18 protein-coding genes are annotated in these 15,537 nt (G+C 55.0%); 11 read left to right on the top strand and 7 right to left on the bottom strand.

The annotated features are described in order from the left end of the window. Nucleotides 1–94: 94 nt before the first annotated feature. Nucleotides 95–730, bottom strand: a complete 636-nt coding sequence (locus tag H6F67_RS18920; protein WP_190768183.1) for a hypothetical protein — start codon at nucleotides 728–730, stop codon at nucleotides 95–97. Between the two features lie 160 nt (nucleotides 731–890). Between H6F67_RS18920 and H6F67_RS18915 the strand changes: the two genes are divergently transcribed. Beyond that, entirely contained in the window at nucleotides 891–1,298 is a 408-nt protein-coding gene (locus H6F67_RS18915) for a CU044_2847 family protein (RefSeq protein WP_190768182.1), read from the top strand. A 65-nt stretch (nucleotides 1,299–1,363) separates the two neighbouring features. Here H6F67_RS18915 and H6F67_RS18910 read toward each other — a convergent pair whose 3' ends face one another. Continuing rightward, nucleotides 1,364–1,873, bottom strand: coding sequence for a TIGR02652 family protein (locus tag H6F67_RS18910; protein ID WP_190768181.1), 510 nt, complete (start codon nucleotides 1,871–1,873; stop codon nucleotides 1,364–1,366). Nucleotides 1,874–1,973: 100 nt separating this feature from the next. Between H6F67_RS18910 and H6F67_RS18905 the strand changes: the two genes are divergently transcribed. The 8 genes from H6F67_RS18905 to H6F67_RS18870 all read left to right on the top strand — a co-directional run bounded on the left by H6F67_RS18905 (nucleotide 1,974) and on the right by H6F67_RS18870 (nucleotide 9,272). After that, entirely contained in the window at nucleotides 1,974–2,510 is a 537-nt protein-coding gene (locus H6F67_RS18905) for a gamma carbonic anhydrase family protein (RefSeq protein ID WP_190768180.1), read from the top strand. Nucleotides 2,511–2,655: 145 nt separating this feature from the next. Further along, nucleotides 2,656–2,781: a photosystem II protein Y gene (locus tag H6F67_RS18900; protein WP_190768179.1), complete on the top strand. Its 126-nt coding sequence runs from the start codon at nucleotides 2,656–2,658 to the stop codon at nucleotides 2,779–2,781. 158 nt (nucleotides 2,782–2,939) lie between these two features. After that, the gene (locus H6F67_RS18895) at nucleotides 2,940–3,668 is read left to right on the top strand and encodes a pyridoxine 5'-phosphate synthase (RefSeq protein WP_190768178.1); all 729 of its coding nucleotides are present in this window, start codon (nucleotides 2,940–2,942) and stop codon (nucleotides 3,666–3,668) included. An 81-nt stretch (nucleotides 3,669–3,749) separates the two neighbouring features. Continuing rightward, nucleotides 3,750–4,079, top strand: a complete 330-nt coding sequence (locus H6F67_RS18890; RefSeq protein WP_190768354.1) for an MgPME-cyclase complex family protein — start codon at nucleotides 3,750–3,752, stop codon at nucleotides 4,077–4,079. Nucleotides 4,080–4,138: 59 nt separating this feature from the next. Beyond that, the gene (locus H6F67_RS18885) at nucleotides 4,139–6,811 is read left to right on the top strand and encodes a glycosyltransferase (RefSeq protein ID WP_190768177.1); all 2,673 of its coding nucleotides are present in this window, start codon (nucleotides 4,139–4,141) and stop codon (nucleotides 6,809–6,811) included. A 320-nt stretch (nucleotides 6,812–7,131) separates the two neighbouring features. Beyond that, nucleotides 7,132–8,097, top strand: a complete 966-nt coding sequence (gene era, locus H6F67_RS18880; protein WP_190768176.1) for a GTPase Era — start codon at nucleotides 7,132–7,134, stop codon at nucleotides 8,095–8,097. Between the two features lie 366 nt (nucleotides 8,098–8,463). Then, entirely contained in the window at nucleotides 8,464–8,871 is a 408-nt protein-coding gene (locus H6F67_RS18875; protein ID WP_396798433.1) for a phosphomannose isomerase type II C-terminal cupin domain, read from the top strand. Between the two features lie 50 nt (nucleotides 8,872–8,921). After that, nucleotides 8,922–9,272 (top strand): iron-sulfur cluster assembly accessory protein, encoded by a 351-nt coding sequence (locus tag H6F67_RS18870; RefSeq protein ID WP_190768175.1) that lies wholly within the window; start codon nucleotides 8,922–8,924, stop codon nucleotides 9,270–9,272. Between the two features lie 230 nt (nucleotides 9,273–9,502). On the opposite strand, the gene ffh is transcribed toward H6F67_RS18870, so the two are convergent. The 4 genes from ffh to H6F67_RS18850 all read right to left on the bottom strand — a co-directional run bounded on the left by ffh (nucleotide 9,503) and on the right by H6F67_RS18850 (nucleotide 12,152). Continuing rightward, a complete protein-coding gene (gene ffh / locus H6F67_RS18865) occupies nucleotides 9,503–10,966 on the bottom strand; it encodes a signal recognition particle protein (RefSeq protein WP_190768174.1) in 1,464 nt (487 codons plus the stop codon). Between the two features lie 65 nt (nucleotides 10,967–11,031). Further along, entirely contained in the window at nucleotides 11,032–11,403 is a 372-nt protein-coding gene (locus H6F67_RS18860; protein WP_190768173.1) for a DUF1818 family protein, read from the bottom strand. Continuing rightward, nucleotides 11,400–11,891, bottom strand: coding sequence for a hypothetical protein (locus H6F67_RS18855; RefSeq protein ID WP_190768172.1), 492 nt, complete (start codon nucleotides 11,889–11,891; stop codon nucleotides 11,400–11,402). The genes H6F67_RS18860 and H6F67_RS18855 overlap by 4 nt, the downstream gene beginning before the upstream one ends. A 33-nt stretch (nucleotides 11,892–11,924) precedes the next feature. Then, entirely contained in the window at nucleotides 11,925–12,152 is a 228-nt protein-coding gene (locus tag H6F67_RS18850; RefSeq protein WP_190768171.1) for a DNA-directed RNA polymerase subunit omega, read from the bottom strand. 132 nt (nucleotides 12,153–12,284) lie between these two features. On the opposite strand from H6F67_RS18850, the gene H6F67_RS27850 reads away from it, so the two are divergent. Further along, nucleotides 12,285–12,659: a tetratricopeptide repeat protein gene (locus H6F67_RS27850; RefSeq protein ID WP_190768170.1), complete on the top strand. Its 375-nt coding sequence runs from the start codon at nucleotides 12,285–12,287 to the stop codon at nucleotides 12,657–12,659. Nucleotides 12,660–12,777: 118 nt separating this feature from the next. Then, nucleotides 12,778–14,775 carry an amylo-alpha-1,6-glucosidase gene (locus H6F67_RS18840; RefSeq protein ID WP_190768169.1) on the top strand — a complete coding sequence of 666 codons (1,998 nt, stop codon included), beginning with the start codon at nucleotides 12,778–12,780 and terminating at the stop codon, nucleotides 14,773–14,775. A 47-nt stretch (nucleotides 14,776–14,822) separates the two neighbouring features. Here the strand turns inward: H6F67_RS18840 and H6F67_RS18835 are convergent, their stop codons facing one another. Beyond that, nucleotides 14,823–15,500 (bottom strand): acetoacetate decarboxylase family protein, encoded by a 678-nt coding sequence (locus H6F67_RS18835; RefSeq protein WP_190768168.1) that lies wholly within the window; start codon nucleotides 15,498–15,500, stop codon nucleotides 14,823–14,825. Nucleotides 15,501–15,537: the final 37 nt, after the last annotated feature.

Below are 15,537 nucleotides of genomic sequence, written 5' to 3'. Positions count from 1 at the left end.
CTGATGTATTTGCAGCAAAACAGAAGCACGATCGCAAATAAAATCCCGCCGCTTCGATCGCACCCTAATTCTTCAGAAAAACGCAAGCTTTGCCTTAGCGCAGCACAAAATTTGACTGCAAAGTGAGCGTCAAATCAGTGGCAGGATTCACCACAACCACCTCAACTTCTTCGCGACCGCGCAGCAAAACGGAAGCCAGCGTGCCAACCCCCGCGCCCAACAGCACTTCGCCGAAATCAATGCTGCCAAAAATCTCGCCGATCACTGCGCCTGCCGCTGCTCCGATCGCCGCCCCTCTCAAGAAATCCGGGTTGCTTTCGCGAGTGATCGTTTCGCGCTCGGTAATCAGTCCAGAAGTGGCGTCAATGGAAATCGATCGCGTGCTGCCCGCAGGCGTCAGGGTTTCGGCAAAAAAGCGGGTTCCATCTCCATCGGGGCGCAGTTCGCCTGCGATCGTGCTGCCCGATCGAATCAGAACCGTGCCGCTGGCCGAACGCACATCTTGCGCCACAATCAGCGTCACCGGAGCCGTTTCTTCGGGCGTGACGATGATCCGCTCGGCCTCGTCATAGCGAACTGCGATCGTCGTTCCGGTTGGCAGGCCAACTTGCTCCTGCGGAAATAGCTGCGCCACCTGCATCGGCTCAGACGCCACTGCCGCAAATGGCAATGCGCTAGTTGCCACGAAACTCAAAGCCGTCAGCAAAGCCGTTTTTGTGTGCCGAGACATCGCCTGACTCCAGTGAATGAACTGGCGCTAAGACGAAAGCGTACCCCAAAAGTTCCCGTCGATCGCAATTGGGGGTGTCACCCTCGTTACAGTTCACAGTTGGATGGGTACGCTCAAGACGAACCAGCTTTGTTGTTTCGATCGCTGGTGCATCTACAGCATGAACAAACTCCAACCGATTCAAATTGACGAAAACACAGTCATTTACATTGAGACGAACGAATCGATCGACGTGCCCATTCTCACTCCTGCTAGCGGTGCCGAAACGGGCGAAGTGCAGCGCGGCGGTGCAAAAGGCGGCGTCATGACGCGATCGACTCAGCAAGCGATGCAAAGCTTTCAGGCGATCGAAAGCACGATTCGCCTCTACACGCTCTACACGCTCAACGCCTTTCGCAAAATGGCCGTTGCCGAGGTTCAAACCGTGACGCTAGAGTTTGGCGTCAACGTGGCAGGTGTGGCGGGCGTTCCCTACATCGCAACGGGAACCGCAGGCTGCAACATCAAAGTGACGGTTGAATGCGCGTTTCCCACCTCAGAAGTGGCAGATTCAAACGCGGCAAACTAGCACAGTGCGATCGCTCTTTTCCGTCTGAGTAAAGAGCGATCGTCATAAGACAAACGGTTCGATCGCTATTCAAACAGGCGGAAATACGGATAGCGGACGGGCGCACCCGGTTCTTTCTCCAAATCAAAATTGATCACTTCCCAGCAAGGTTCGAGCGTGGGATCAGGGCTGAATTCAACAGGCAATCCGTACAGACGCGGACGAGGCGAATCGGCCTGACCGCGCCAAGGCGTGCTGCGCTCTAGATAAGTGCTGATCAGTTCTTTGTAACGCTGGGCGATAATTACCTTCGTGGCGCGATAGCCTTGCGTATAGAGGCGATCGAGCGCTTCGTGGATTTCAAAGCGAATGCCATCGGGATGCGTGTGCTGGCGATACCATTCGTTGTTCCACTGTCGCCAATGCCGCCCAGATTGCAGATGAATCAGTTCTGAGGTTTTCGGGTCGGCTTCAAACGCGCCATGCCGCTGACACAGATAGGTGTCGGTCAGCGTCAAAGCGGGAATGGTCTGGCGACAGTGGGGACATTGAATCTCCGCGCCAAAAATTGGATACTGTAGGGCTGGATTGATCATGTCTTGCGCCAGCGTTGTCTCCCTAAACCAACGTGTGAATTTTATTATAGCGGTGCAGTTCAGCCCCATCCGCCTTTCCTAAGCATGACTTTATGTTGATATGACTGCTGATTTAACCGTTTCTTCTCCCTTTTGGTCGCCCCCCGATCTATCCCAAGCCGCTTTCGTCGCGGCAAATGCCACCGTGATCGGCCAAGTCGAGATTGCGACCGGAGCCAGCATTTGGTACGGGGCGATCGTGCGCGGTGACGTGGAGCGCATTGCGATCGGCGCAGGCACGAACGTCCAAGACGGCGCAATTCTACATGGCGATCCGGGCAAACCCACGATTCTCGAAGCCAACGTCACGATCGGCCATCGCGCCGTCATCCACAGTGCCCACATCGAGCAAGGCTGCTTAATCGGCATCGGCGCGATCGTTCTGGATGGGGTGCGCGTGGGGGCGGGCAGCATTGTCGGAGCCGGATCGGTCGTCACCAAAGATGTTCCGTCGCGATCGCTTGTGGTCGGTGTTCCCGCTCAAGTCCGCCGTCCAGTCAGCGACGCCGAAGCCGCTGATTTGATTGAACATGCTCAGCGCTACGAAAAACTAGCTCGCGTTCATGCCGGAACCGGAACGGATATTGGATTTAAGTAGCGTGTTGGGATTTGCGATCGCGCTCCATCTGCCGATCCCCGACGCTCAAAAAATTCCCTTTCCCATCTAGCCAATCTCGCCACTTAGCTCCACAATAGAATCAAAGATGAGAAGGTTTCACAAATCTTTAAGGGAGGAGCCGAAGATGGATTTTGATTGGCGCGTGGTCGCAGTTCTCGCCCCGGTCATTGTTGCTGCAAGCTGGGCAGCATTCAACATTGGCGCAGCCGCACTCAAGCAGGTGCAGAACTTCTTGAACAAGCAAGCCTAAGCGCAAATTGATTTTGAGCCGATCGCAACATGAAGCGATCGGTTTTTTTGTGCCTGGATTTCAAACTTTTCTCGACTCGGTCAATCCGCTTGAGAACTCTTCTGAGCCGTTACAATCGAAAAAGTTTTGGGCAGAAAAAACTGGGGGGAGCGATCGCCGTGCTGACTTTGGGGGTAAACATCGACCATATTGCGACGATTCGGCAGGCGCGGCAGACGGTTGAACCCGACCCGATCGCAGCGGCAGTCTTGGCCGAGTTGGGCGGTGCAGACGGCATCACGGTTCATCTGCGCGAAGACCGTCGGCATATCCAAGACCGTGACGTGCGCCTGCTGAGGCAAACCGTCCGCACTCATCTCAACCTGGAAATGGCGGCGACCGAGGAAATGGTGGCGATCGCGCTGGACATTCGTCCGGACTATGTGACGCTGGTTCCCGAAAAGCGCGAAGAAGTCACAACTGAGGGCGGGCTTGATATCGTCGGGCAGCGCGATCGACTGGGAGCGATCGTCGCACAGTTGCAAGGCGCTCAAATCCCCGTCAGCCTGTTTATTGACGCCGATTTTGACCAGATCACCGCTTCTGCCGAAATTGGCGCAAGATTCATCGAACTGCACACCGGACACTATGCCAACGCCAGGGACGACGTGACGCGCGGCAAAGAACTGGTGATGCTGGAGCAAGGTTGCGAACGCGCGATCGCGCTGGGTGTGCGCGTCAATGCCGGACATGGACTGACCTACTGGAACGTACAGCCCGTCGCCGCGCTGCCCGGAATGGAAGAATTGAATATTGGACATTCGATCGTCAGTCGCGCTGTTTTGGTCGGTCTAGAACGAGCGGTGCGCGAGATGAAGCATTTGATGCTGACGGCCAGAAGTGAGTAGCGTTGGCAGAAAGCTTTCGCGGTGGCTTGGAACTTCGCTATTATCGATCGAGCCACTGCAACCGCCGACACCCAAACAGCCATGCAGACCTATCACTTTGTCCTTGCCAGCGCCAAATTTTTGATCGAGGACGAATCGATCGAAGAAGTCTTGAAAGAGCGTCGCCGCAACTATCAAGAACAAAATAAGGAAATTGATTTTTGGCTGGTGCGGCAGCCTGCATTTCTGGACGCACCTGAATTTGCAAAAATCAAGCCGAAAGTGCCGCAGCCTGCCGCCGCGATCGTTTCGACTAACGCACAATTTATTACCTGGCTGAAGCTGCGATTAGAATTTGTGGTCGTCGGTGAATTTTCTGCGCCGTCTGACAATATTCCGGATGCGATCGCCTCTTTGTCAAGCGTGGCGTAAACTGATCGGTTGAATTCGCTCATCCGCTTCCAAAACGCACTACCGCAAAGGAGCAGCCGATGTCCTCGATCGATCCCGTTCCGGGACGCCACGATCGTCACTTTTGTCCTTGCTGCGGCCACACCTGCGATCGGTGGCTTGACTTCAGCCCAACCTATCGCAACGTCGTTTGTCCGCACTGCAATCTTCAGCCTCGGCATCGATCGCTTCAGCTTTACCTGCAAACGCGCACCGATTTTTATACGGCCAAGCAAAAAGTGCTGCACTTCGCGCCGGAAACCGTGTTGCGTCAGGCGTTCGCCGCCCTGCCCAATCTTGACTACATTACAGCCGATCTCAACGATCCCACTGTCGATATCCAGATCGACATTACGCAAATTCCGTTTGCAGACGATTCGTTTGACGTGATTTTTTGCAGTCACGTTTTGGAGCATGTGCCCGACGATGGGCGGGCGATGCGCGAACTGTTTCGCGTCCTCAAGCCCGGAGGCTGGGCATTTCTGCAAGTGCCGATCGACATTTCCCGCGAGCAAACCTTTGAGGACGATGCGATTATCTCGCCGGAAGACCGCGATCGATTTTTCTGGCAGTTCGACCATGTGCGGCTGTATGGCTTGGACTATGGCGATCGACTGGCGGCGGCGGGCTTTCAGGTCAAAATTGAAGATTTCACCGCCGAAGTCGGAGCGGCAGCAGCCGAAAAATATGGCCTGGAGCCAACCGAGAAACTGTATTTTGGCGTCAAGCCTGCCGCAGTTGAGCCGACGCCAACGCCGCAGATCAGCGTCGTGATTCCGACTTACAATTACGGGCGCTATTTGACGGAGGCGATCGAAAGCGTCCTCGCGCAATCGGAAGTCGCGGCGGAAATTATTGTCGTCGATGATGGTTCAACCGATGAAACTCGTGCAGTTGTGCAGCCGTATCGCGATCGCATTCGCTACATTCGTCAGGAGAATCAGGGGCCATCGATCGCTCGCAACGTCGGATTGCGTCACGCTCAGGGCAAACTGATTTTGTTTCTCGATGCGGACGATCGCCTGCTGCCGAACATTCTGGCCGCACAGATCGATCGATTTGCCGCCGATCTTGATCTGAATTTGGTCGTCAACGGTTGGCGGCTGACGAACGAGCAGGGGGACGCGATCGCGGATCTGCGCCTGTGGGAGTCTCAGCTTGATCTAACGCTGGCAAGCTTTTTGAAGTGGCGGCCTGTGCTGCCGAGTGCGACGGTATTCCGGCGATCGAGTTTGGAAAACATCGGCGGCTTTGATGCCAGCTTGCGCTATGCCGAAGATGTCGAGTGCATTTTGCGATTGATGCTCAACGGCGGCAAAGCCGACTGGCTGAAAAAAATTGGCGTTTGCTATCGGCAGCATCCCCACGCTTTGACGCGCAATTTGGATGCCCAGATTCGATCGTTTGAGCAGATGTACGATCGTTTTTTCGCCCAGTCTAATCTGCCCAAGCCTGTGCAGGAATTGGAGTGCGAGTCGCGCTATTGCCTTTTGGTGTGGCTGGCGTGGCGCTTGCAGAGCGTGGATCGCCTGGATGAAATGGCCGATTATTTGCAGCGATCGCTGCTCTACACGCCGTTTTCACCTGTGGAAACGATCGCGGACTGGATGCGATTTTTCAGCGCAGCCGCCCGCACAAATGGCAACTCGTTTAGCAGCTACGCCCTGACTCAAACCCCACAGTGGCAGCAGCTTGTCCGCCGAGCGATCGCGTACCGTCCACCCCGCGTCAGCGTTGTGATTCCCAGCTACAACTGTGCCGCTTACATCGTAGAGGCGATCGAGAGCGTGTTGAACCAAACGTATGAATCGGTCGAGGCGATCGTCGTGGACGACGGCTCAACCGACAACACGCGAGAATTGCTGGAGCCGTATGCGGCTCGAATTCGGTATGTCTACCAGGAAAATCGCGGCGTGGCCTCAGCCCGCAATCGAGCGATTCATCTGGCTCGCGGCGAACTCATTGCCCTGCTGGATGCAGACGATTACTTTTTACTGGACAAGCTGGTGCATCAGGTGGCCGTGTTTGACGCGCAGCCGCAGGTCGGACTGGTGAACAGCGGCTTTCGGATCGTTGATTCGGATGGCGTGGCGCGAGCCGAGATGAAGTGGTGGTACATTACGCCCTTATCGATCGAAAACTGGTTTTTGCACAAGCCTGTTTTGCCGAGTGCGATGATGTTTCGCCGCGAGTGGCTGGTGCGCGTCGGCGGCTTTGATCCGCGCTTTCCGCCTGCTGAAGATGTCGATATTACCTTGCGCGTCGTGCTGGCGGGCTGTCAGTCGGCTTGGCTACCGGAAATCACAGTTTGCTATCGCGTCCACGACTTCAGCGCGTCCTCAAAAAGCACACCCAAAACAGCGCGATCGATGCAGGGCGTACTCGATCAGGTGTTCGATCGCCTTGACTTGCCGGAATCGGTTCGCAAACTCGAATCGCAATCGCGCTTTCAAACTTATGTTTGGCTAGCGTGGCGACTGTATCAAAGCCATCACTATCGAGAAATGCAAGAGCAGCTTGAAAAATCGCTGCGCTCCACGCCCTTTTCACCTGCCGAAACGATCGCCTACTGGAGCGATCGCTTTAAGCTGTATGCGATTGGATTTGGCTATGACTTCGAGGTTCAAACTCTGATTAGCCTGCCAGAGTGGAAAACGGCGACGCACGCAGCGATCGCTACCCAAAAGCTGGCCGTGCTAATGCCGCAAACTTGACCGTTCAGGTTGTGGCAGGTGCGATCGACGAGCAGTGATTGTCAACATCAAGCTGGCAGCAACGCGGACACTGACAGTTGCCTTCCGGCACACGAACCAGCCAGCGTCCGGACTAATCGCGGACTGCAACAAATGGATTGGCCTTGAGAGGTTTGTTCGATTGTGACATTGAAGTTAGACATTGAAGCCAGTAATACGGCGGTGCTTAATTATTTCATCAACTCTCTCTTTAGAGAGATGTCAAAAACAGATTAAGATGCTCAAGCCGCAAAAGGGACAGTTTACGGCAAGATTGTGAAAGGAAGACTTGCAAATTTTTCATGACAAACGATCGAAATTCTGCTGAGGGCACGATCGAGTGGACGAACACGCCGCTCGTTCCGATTGCACCTGAAAACTTTCGATCGGGCTTTGTGGGCATTGTCGGACGACCCAACGTCGGCAAATCCACCTTGATGAATCAGCTCGTCGGCCAGAAAATTGCCATCACTTCACCCGTTGCCCAAACGACGCGCAATCGGCTTCGCGGCATTCTTACGACGCCCACCGCGCAAATCATTTTTGTAGACACACCGGGAATTCACAAGCCCCATCATCAGCTTGGCGAGGTGCTGGTCAAAAACGCTCGCAACGCGATCGCCTCGGTCGATGTGCTGCTGTTTGTTGTCGATGGCTCGGTTGAAGCAGGCGGCGGCGATCGCTTCGTGGCCGATTTGCTTGCCTCCGCTTCCGTTCCGGTCATCTTGGGTATCAACAAAGCCGACGAGCAACCGGAACAGGCCGAAGCGATCGACCAAAGCTACCTCGATCTTGCTCAACCGCACAACTGGCAAACCCTGAAGTTTTCTGCTCTTACAGGCGATGGCCTTGATATCTTGCAGCAAATGCTCATCGAGCGGCTTGATCCTGGCCCCTACTACTACCCGCCCGATCTCGTCACCGATCAGCCTGAACGCTTCATCATTGGCGAACTCATCCGCGAGCAAATTTTACTGCTCACTCGTGAAGAAGTTCCTCACTCGGTTGCGATCGCGATCGAACAAATCATTGAAGAACCGGAAATTACTCGTATCTGGGCAACGATTCACGTCGAACGTCCTTCGCAAAAAGCGATCGTGATTGGCAAGGGTGGCAGTATGTTAAAAGCCATTGGAACGGTTGCTCGTCAGCAAATTCAAAAGCTGATCATGGGCAAAGTCTACCTGGAACTTTTTGTTAAAGTTCAACCCAAGTGGCGACAGTCGCGCACTCGACTTGCGGATTTTGGCTACCGAGTGGAAGAGTAGCGATCCCGTTCCGAAAGCTTCGCGATACCGTTCCGGGAGCGCTAAAGCGATCGGATACTTGGTGCAGAAGGCTTGAAAACCCACGTTCGCGCTCAGCCCAGCCGATGCATAGTGCGGGCTTCTGAATTAGTCTGTATCAAATTATTCATTTAAATTTGGTTTTCATAAAGTTCGCTGAAGATACATTGAAGAATCCGTAAATGCAGCCGTCATTCGCGCCGTCAACAGTGGAAATGTTCACGCTAGTTTTGCTATCGTTAGCAGCGGTTCTGTAAAAATGTTGCTTTTTTGTGCCAAGCAGGGCTAGCTGGACATAGGTGCTGATACGCCCGCCAGTTCAATGCAAGCTGAAAAGGAGAAATTATCGTGCAGTCTCAAGAAATTGTCCCTTCCTCGATCGCTTTGTCATCCTCTGCGAAAGGCATTGCTGCAACAGAACTTCGCCCCTGGGGGTCGTTCACTGTTTTGGAAGAAGGTCGGGGCTACAAAATTAAGCGCATCGAAGTCAAGCCGGGTCATCGCCTCAGCTTACAGATGCACCACCACCGCAGCGAACACTGGATCGTCGTTTCGGGTACGGCCAAAGTGATTTGTGGTGAGGAAGAAACGTTGCTGTTTAGCAACCAATCGACTTATGTGCCGCCCTGCACGGCTCACCGTTTGGAAAATCCGGGTGTGATTTCGCTGGTGCTGATTGAAGTGCAGAACGGTGAATATTTGGGTGAAGACGATATCGTCCGCTTTCAAGACGACTATGCCCGCACTCAGCCGTAGCGATCGATCGCGGTAAGATCGTCAAAGTGTCTTCTGTGCGATCGAGCATCATGATATCCCTAAGCCGAGCAGCCCTTTCGGAAGTGAAACGTCTCCAGCGTCGTTGTTCTGACGGCAATTCGTTGAATGCGATTTTGCGGTTGGGCGTTCAGTCTGGGGGCTGCTCAGATTTTTATTACACGTTGGAGTTTGTGGCTGCGCCTGCTGTGGGCGATCGACTGTGGCAGTGTGAGGATCTGCAAGTTGCAGTGGATGCACACAGTTTGCCTTATTTGAATGGGCTAACGGTTGACTATAGTGAGGATTTGATGGGCGGAGGGTTTCGGTTTGATAATCCGAATGCGGAGCAGCATTGTGGGTGTGGGAATTCGTTTAAGGCGATCGAGTTGTCGAAGCATTGATTCGGTGATTTTTGGATGGAGATGGATCGATCGTCTTACTGATTTCTTTTGGTGATCCGAACCCTTGGAGGCTAGGGGCGTTGCCCCTCCTCCAAACCTCCAACCCCAGCAGGGGGGAGTGCCTTCCCCCTGCACCCCCACGCAAGGGGCGACTCGTAAGCGTCAATGTGGCGCTACGCATTGGCTGTGTTGACCGCGACTTGGGTTTTTCGAGCCGACACCCGATCGCTTTACAGCGTTCCGAAGCCTTTTTTCTTTTTGTCTTTTTTCTTCTTTTTGTTGGGGTTGCCTGCGCCGGGATAGCCTCGGAAGCCGGGGCGTGCGCCCATTTGGGGAGCGCCATAGGGGTTCATGCCGTCCATGCCAGGCATTCCCATTCCGGGCATTCCGGGGAAGTTGCCTTGTCCCATTTGCTGCATGAGCGATCGCATTTTTTGGAAGTCGCTCACCAGTTTGCTTACGTCGTCAACGCCGTAGCCGGAACCTTTGGCAATGCGGCGGCGACGGCTGGGGGAGCCTGCGAGCAAGTCGGGGTCGCGGCGTTCTTCGAGGGTCATGGAGTTGATCATCGATTCGGCGCGTTTAAGCTGAACTTCACCTTGCTGAAGCTGTTCGCTCGATAGCTTGTTCATACCGGGGATCAGCTTCATGATGCCGCCGAGCGATCCCATGTTTTTCAGCAGGCGGGTTTGCTTGAGGAAGTCGGTGAAGTCGAATTTGGCGGAGAGAATTTTCTCCTGCATTTTTTCGGCTTCGGCTAGATCGACTTCTTCTTGCGCTTTTTCAACGAGGGTGAGGACATCGCCCATGCCCAAAATGCGCGAGGCCATGCGATCGGGGTAGAACGGCTGCAACGCCTCAACTTTTTCCCCAACGCCGACAAATTTGATCGGCTGGCCGGAAATTTTGCGGACGGACAGGGCTGCGCCGCCTCTGGTGTCGCCGTCCAGCTTGGTGAGAATAGCTCCGGTGATGCCGATTTGTTCGTGGAAGGTGCGCGTCAGGTTGGCGGCTTCTTGTCCGGTCATCGCATCGACAACGAGCAGAACTTCATGCGGCTGGACAGTTTCTTTGATGCGAGCGAGTTCGCCCATCATCGATTCGTCGATTTGCAGGCGGCCTGCCGTGTCAATGATCACGGTATCGACGCGATCGACCCGCGCCTTTTCCACGCCTGCTCTGGCAATCTCGACCGGATCGGCGTCTGACCCCATCTCAAAGACGGGAACGTCGATTTGCTTACCCAAGGTGACAAGCTGATCGATCGCTGCTGGCCGATATACGTCAGTGGCAACCAGGAGAGTCGATCGATTTTGCTTCCGCAGATGCAGCGCGAGTTTGGCCGTTGCGGTTGTTTTACCTGTTCCCTGCAAGCCTGCCATCAGCACGATCGTGGGCGGATCGGTGGCTTCCGCTAGCGGTGCGTTGGTTTCGCCCATCACTTCCAGCAGTTCGTCATACACGATCTTGATGAACTGCTGGTCAGGCCGCACACCCGCGACGACATCTGCGCCGAGCGCTTTTTCCTGAACATCCGCGACAAATTCTTTGACGACCTGGAGGTTGACATCCGCCTCCAGCAACGCCCGCCGCACTTCTCGCAGCGCGTCTTGAATGTTCGACTCGGAAATTTTGTCTTGGCCGCGAAGCTTTTTCCAAGCTCCTTCTAGGCGATCGGCAAGTGCCTCAAACATAAGCGCAGTGCAGCAAAAAGAATGGGGAAATGGGCGCAAAAATTGCCCATAAAGTCTATTGTATCTTAGAGGTTTTCGGCCTTCAGAAGCTGCACGGTCGGCAGCAAATTCGCAGCGGCCAAAGCGCTCCAGCTTCCTTCTGCCCGTCGTCCTTGCAGTACCGTTAAATGCAGCGCGTAGGCAGTCGGGATTCCCTCCGCAGTCAGCAAAATTCGATCGCTCTCCACCTCGCAACTCAAGCCTTCTTCCGGCATCAGTTCCGTTTGAATCGCCGCGATCGCTTCGCTAATTTGCTCCAGTAGCCGACAAAAATCATCAAACTCAAGCTGCGTCAGTTCGATCGCCCAGTCATCCGCTCCAACCAGCCCGCAATACGGATGAGCATTTGGATTCCAGCCGATTCGCCAGCCCGAACCGCTGTGCAACTGCTGTGTCATCGTGGCAACTGCTGCGCGGCGTTTGGTTCTGCCGGAACCTGTCTTGGAGGAACGTTCGGCGCATCCGCAGACGCAGAAAATAAGCCGACTAGCACATCGATCAAGGCGTCACGCTGAGCGCGGTTAAGCTGCTCGATCGCGGCTCGATCGCCCTCGATCGGATTGGCCCGAAAGGTGTCTGCACCGGGATACAGTCCAGGCCGCATCCACTCGTTCGCACCCAGATAGTCGGCCATCGTCAGCTTCCAGTCCAATCGCGATGTTGGAATCCGGTTGGCAACCAGCAGGTGATACTGCACCATTCGGCTGACCAGCGTATTGTGTTGAGCCACTTCACCTGTTTCGCGGCTGACATATTGATTTTCCAGCGGCAGGTCGGGCAATTGCACATAAACCTGCTGCACATCGATCGATCGACTGCCAAACTGCGCCACAGCCGGAGCGATCGCACCCAGCAAAAGCACGATCGCAGCCGCGAGACAAGCCATTCGCAGAAAGTTGAGAATCGATCGCATCGCAGTCTATTCGCCAATAATTTCTGGCTGCGTCAGTTCGTCGGACATTTCAATAATCGCCCGCATCACAGGTTTCATCTTGCTTTCATCCACGCTGTCGAAATCTTCGTAGCGGCGGCGCTGCGCTCGATTTGCCACTTGAACAGTGATGCGATAGCGGTTAGAAGCCGCATTGATCAAGTCTTCAGCCCGACGGTGCAGTTGAGTCGAATCGAGGTTAGAACGCTTTTGCATGAACTTGAGCGATGAAAAGGCCTTCTCAGTCTACCAACTCGGCGGAAGGACAAGCCGAAACTCGATCGCCATTTTCCGTTCGCTAGCATGAATTCAATGCAGTAAACAAACGCAGTAAACAGGAGTAAACCCGTGAATTCGATCGAGCAGCTAATCAATCAAGGCTGTCAGCTTTGTCAAAACGAGCAGTATGGTGAAGCGATCGCGACTTTCGATTGCGCCATTGCCCTCTCGCCGCGCAGCAGCCAAGCCTGGAACTATCGCGGCAATGCGCTTTCAGCCATGCAGCGATCGGCAGAAGCACTCGCAGCTTACGATCGCGCCATTGCCCTCGACGGCAGCTATCACCAAGCCTGGTTCAATCGCGGTTTGCTGCTGGCCGAAATGTTTGCGTATGGCTTAGCGCTGGCGGCATATGAGCGGGCGATCGCGCTGCATCCCGACCCGCGCTATTTGCACGCTCGCGACGCCATCTGGCTCAAAAATCAATTGGTCGCAGCCGTCTAGCAGCGGAAGCAGTTGCCGTAGCGGAACTCCAAGAACGAGTAGCGATTACAACAGGCAATCTTGACGGTTAGAATAAACTTTTTCTAAATCGGCCTGCTTCGCAGCGATCGCCTGCTCAATGAACGAACCAGACACCAGAGAATGGCTGCTCACCAACGGTTTAGGCAGCTTTGCCAGTGGCACCCTCAGCGACGCCCACACCCGCACTTATCACGGCTGGCTGTTTGCGGCGATCGATCCGCCTAGCGATCGACGGCTATTACTGTCGCGCATTGATGCCACGTTGGAAACAAGCGGTCAGCAGTTTGAACTTGGCACCAATTTTTGGCAGGGCGGCACGATCGCCCCGACAGGCTACGAACTGCTGCGATCGTTCTCCGATCAGCCAGCACCCACTTGGGAATGGTCAACCGAGCAATGGCAGTGTACTCGCGAACTGCTGCTGCCCTATGGACTCGCAGCAGAAGGCTGGTGCAATCGCGTTTTGATTCGCTACACCTACCAGGGCACGAACTCGGCCACGCTCAACCTGAGGCCGCTAATTGCCGATCGCAACTTTCACCACCAGCAGCAGTCCGACCCGGATTTGCACTTCTCGCAACTGATCGATCCCCAGCGAATTCTCTTGCAGGCACAGCGATCAAACTGGGTTGGCACATCCTGGCAGCTTAGCTGGACGCAAGGCGCTTACCACGCCGACGGACTGTGGTATCGCAACTACTGCTATCCCGAAGAAACCCAGCGCGGCCTGGGCGATCGCGAAGATCTCTACAGTCCAGGCTATCTAGTTGTCATTCTGCATCCGGGCGACACCCTGACGCTGGAAGCGCGAGTGCGCTATCCCGATTTGGTTCAACCGCCCGACCCCCTCACCGATGCAACGTTCGATCGCGCCCTGCAACTCGAACAGCAACGCCTCGATCAGCAGTTTGCCGTTCATGCGCCGATCGTTGAATCAAAAGAAAAGCTGCATCTGTGGCAGCAGTTGCTCAAGGCAGGCGATCGCTTCATCGTGCATCGCGCTTCGATTTCTGGCCCCACCGTGATCGCAGGCTATCCTTGGTTCAACGATTGGGGACGCGACACGCTGATCGCCCTTCCCGGTTTAACCTTGACAACCGGACGGTTTGAGATTGCGCGAGGCTTACTTGCCACCTTTGCCCAATACTGTCAATATGGCTTGATCCCCAACGCTTTCCCCGATGCCGGAGCAAAACCCTACTACAACAGCATCGACGCCGCCTTGTGGTGGATTGAAACCTTGGGACTCTATGTCGAAGCCAGTCAAGACTGGGAATTTTTGACTGAGCAGTATCCGATCGCTCGCCGCATCTACAAAGGCTTTTTCGCCGGAACGCTGCACGATATCCGCGTTGATGCCTTCGATGGTCTCGTCACCTGGTCGGCTCCCGGCGTCGCGCTCACCTGGATGGATGCGGTTCTGGACGGTCAACCCGTGACGCCTCGATACGGCAAAGCGATCGAGATCAACGCCCTTTGGTATTCCGCTTTGTGCTGGTTGACCCAGTGGGCAGAACGATCGCCCGACCCTTCGATCGCCAATCACGCCGCTCGCTATCGTCAGCAGGCCGAACAGGTAAAAGCCTCGCTGCAAAAATTCTGGAATCCAGAGCGCCACTACTTCTACGACGCGATCGCTCCGACGGATCATCCTGACCCTTCCATTCGCCCCAACGCCGTCATTGCCCTTTCCCTGCACTACTGCGGCTTTTCTGAATATCAGGCCAAGCGCGTTTTGCAAGTGGCTCGCGATCGCCTGCTGACGCCGTATGGACTGCGATCGCTCGATCCCGCCGATCCTCAATATGTCGGCTCCTATGCGGGAGATGTGCAGCACCGCGATCGCGCCTATCACCAGGGAACCGTTTGGAGCTGGCTGATCGGCTCGTTCATCCGCGCATGGCAGCGCTTTTACCCTGACGATCCGCTGCCGTTCGATGCCAGCTTGCTGATTGAGCATTTTCAAAATCAAGCTTGCTTGCATTCGGTTTCCGAAATTTTCGACGGCGATGCTCCGCACACGCCACAAGGAGCGATCGCGCAAGCCTGGTCGGTTGCAGAACTGATTCGCCACTGGCAGGATTTAAGTCAGTAAGGCAGAGGGCAAAAGGCTCGAACCTCTTGTCCTCTGCCCTCTGCCTTTCACGAATACCGATATGCCCTTGCCCGCGTGCCAACCACGCTGGGCGCGTCGATCGTCAAATTCAGATTATCGCCGTACAGAGTTTGCCAGGGGCGATCGAGACCAAATCCATAGAACGGACTGCCGATCGGCACTTCCACCGTTCCACCCGTCGGACTCAGATTCAGATTGCCTCTGGCCGAGAACCACAGCAGACGATCGTCGGTGGCGCTAAAGGTTCCCATTGCGATCGGAATCGGCAGAGCCGGAAGCGAAATGTTGGGAATGGCAAGCTGCCAGTTGGTATTGAGGCGGCACAAGATGCGATCGTCTTGCCGAACCGTGACGCAGTGCGGCTTTCCAGGCTGCCAGTCAAACTGCGCGTTTTCCTTGGGCAAACTCCAGATGTCGCGCCCGCCTGCGATCGAATCGGCATCATCCACATAAATATGCGAAATCCACGCGCCCAACCGCGCACCCTGCCGCACAACTGCACTGACGACAATCAGTTCGCTATATTGCAGCGTCGAACCTGTGCCGTAAGAGGAAACGTAAATGCCGCCGATCGTCTTACCCGGAAATATCGAAACGATCTCCAGTTCACCGGGAATCGAGGGACGGACGCGATCGACATCCACAGGCTGAATTGTCTGAAGCGCAAAGCCGCGCAGCGTCCAAGGAGCAGAAGGATAAGCCATATCAGTACCGCAAAGAGAACCGCACGTCGATTATTTC

Origin of the sequence: Microcoleus sp. FACHB-1515 (genome assembly GCF_014696105.1) — a bacterium.
Lineage (GTDB): Bacteria > Cyanobacteriota > Cyanobacteriia > Elainellales > Elainellaceae > JAAUTJ01.
The sequence above is the reverse complement of the archived record's forward strand: the minus strand, read 5'-3'. Positions and strand labels throughout refer to the sequence as shown.

What these genes read in the sequence shown, in the direction of transcription:
- H6F67_RS18920 (WP_190768183.1), bottom strand. Translation starts at nt 730, where the DNA reads ATGTCTCGGCACACAAAAACGGCTTTGCTGACGGCTTTGAGTTTCGTG.
- H6F67_RS18915 (WP_190768182.1), top strand. Translation starts at nt 891, where the DNA reads ATGAACAAACTCCAACCGATTCAAATTGACGAAAACACAGTCATTTAC.
- H6F67_RS18910 (WP_190768181.1), bottom strand. Translation starts at nt 1,873, where the DNA reads ATGATCAATCCAGCCCTACAGTATCCAATTTTTGGCGCGGAGATTCAA.
- H6F67_RS18905 (WP_190768180.1), top strand. Translation starts at nt 1,974, where the DNA reads ATGACTGCTGATTTAACCGTTTCTTCTCCCTTTTGGTCGCCCCCCGAT.
- H6F67_RS18900 (WP_190768179.1), top strand. Translation starts at nt 2,656, where the DNA reads ATGGATTTTGATTGGCGCGTGGTCGCAGTTCTCGCCCCGGTCATTGTT.
- H6F67_RS18890 (WP_190768354.1), top strand. Translation starts at nt 3,750, where the DNA reads ATGCAGACCTATCACTTTGTCCTTGCCAGCGCCAAATTTTTGATCGAG.
- H6F67_RS18885 (WP_190768177.1), top strand. Translation starts at nt 4,139, where the DNA reads ATGTCCTCGATCGATCCCGTTCCGGGACGCCACGATCGTCACTTTTGT.
- era (WP_190768176.1), top strand. Translation starts at nt 7,132, where the DNA reads ATGACAAACGATCGAAATTCTGCTGAGGGCACGATCGAGTGGACGAAC.
- H6F67_RS18870 (WP_190768175.1), top strand. Translation starts at nt 8,922, where the DNA reads ATGATATCCCTAAGCCGAGCAGCCCTTTCGGAAGTGAAACGTCTCCAG.
- ffh (WP_190768174.1), bottom strand. Translation starts at nt 10,966, where the DNA reads ATGTTTGAGGCACTTGCCGATCGCCTAGAAGGAGCTTGGAAAAAGCTT.
- H6F67_RS18860 (WP_190768173.1), bottom strand. Translation starts at nt 11,403, where the DNA reads ATGACACAGCAGTTGCACAGCGGTTCGGGCTGGCGAATCGGCTGGAAT.
- H6F67_RS18855 (WP_190768172.1), bottom strand. Translation starts at nt 11,891, where the DNA reads ATGGCTTGTCTCGCGGCTGCGATCGTGCTTTTGCTGGGTGCGATCGCT.
- H6F67_RS18850 (WP_190768171.1), bottom strand. Translation starts at nt 12,152, where the DNA reads ATGCAAAAGCGTTCTAACCTCGATTCGACTCAACTGCACCGTCGGGCT.
- H6F67_RS18840 (WP_190768169.1), top strand. Translation starts at nt 12,778, where the DNA reads ATGAACGAACCAGACACCAGAGAATGGCTGCTCACCAACGGTTTAGGC.
- H6F67_RS18835 (WP_190768168.1), bottom strand. Translation starts at nt 15,500, where the DNA reads ATGGCTTATCCTTCTGCTCCTTGGACGCTGCGCGGCTTTGCGCTTCAG.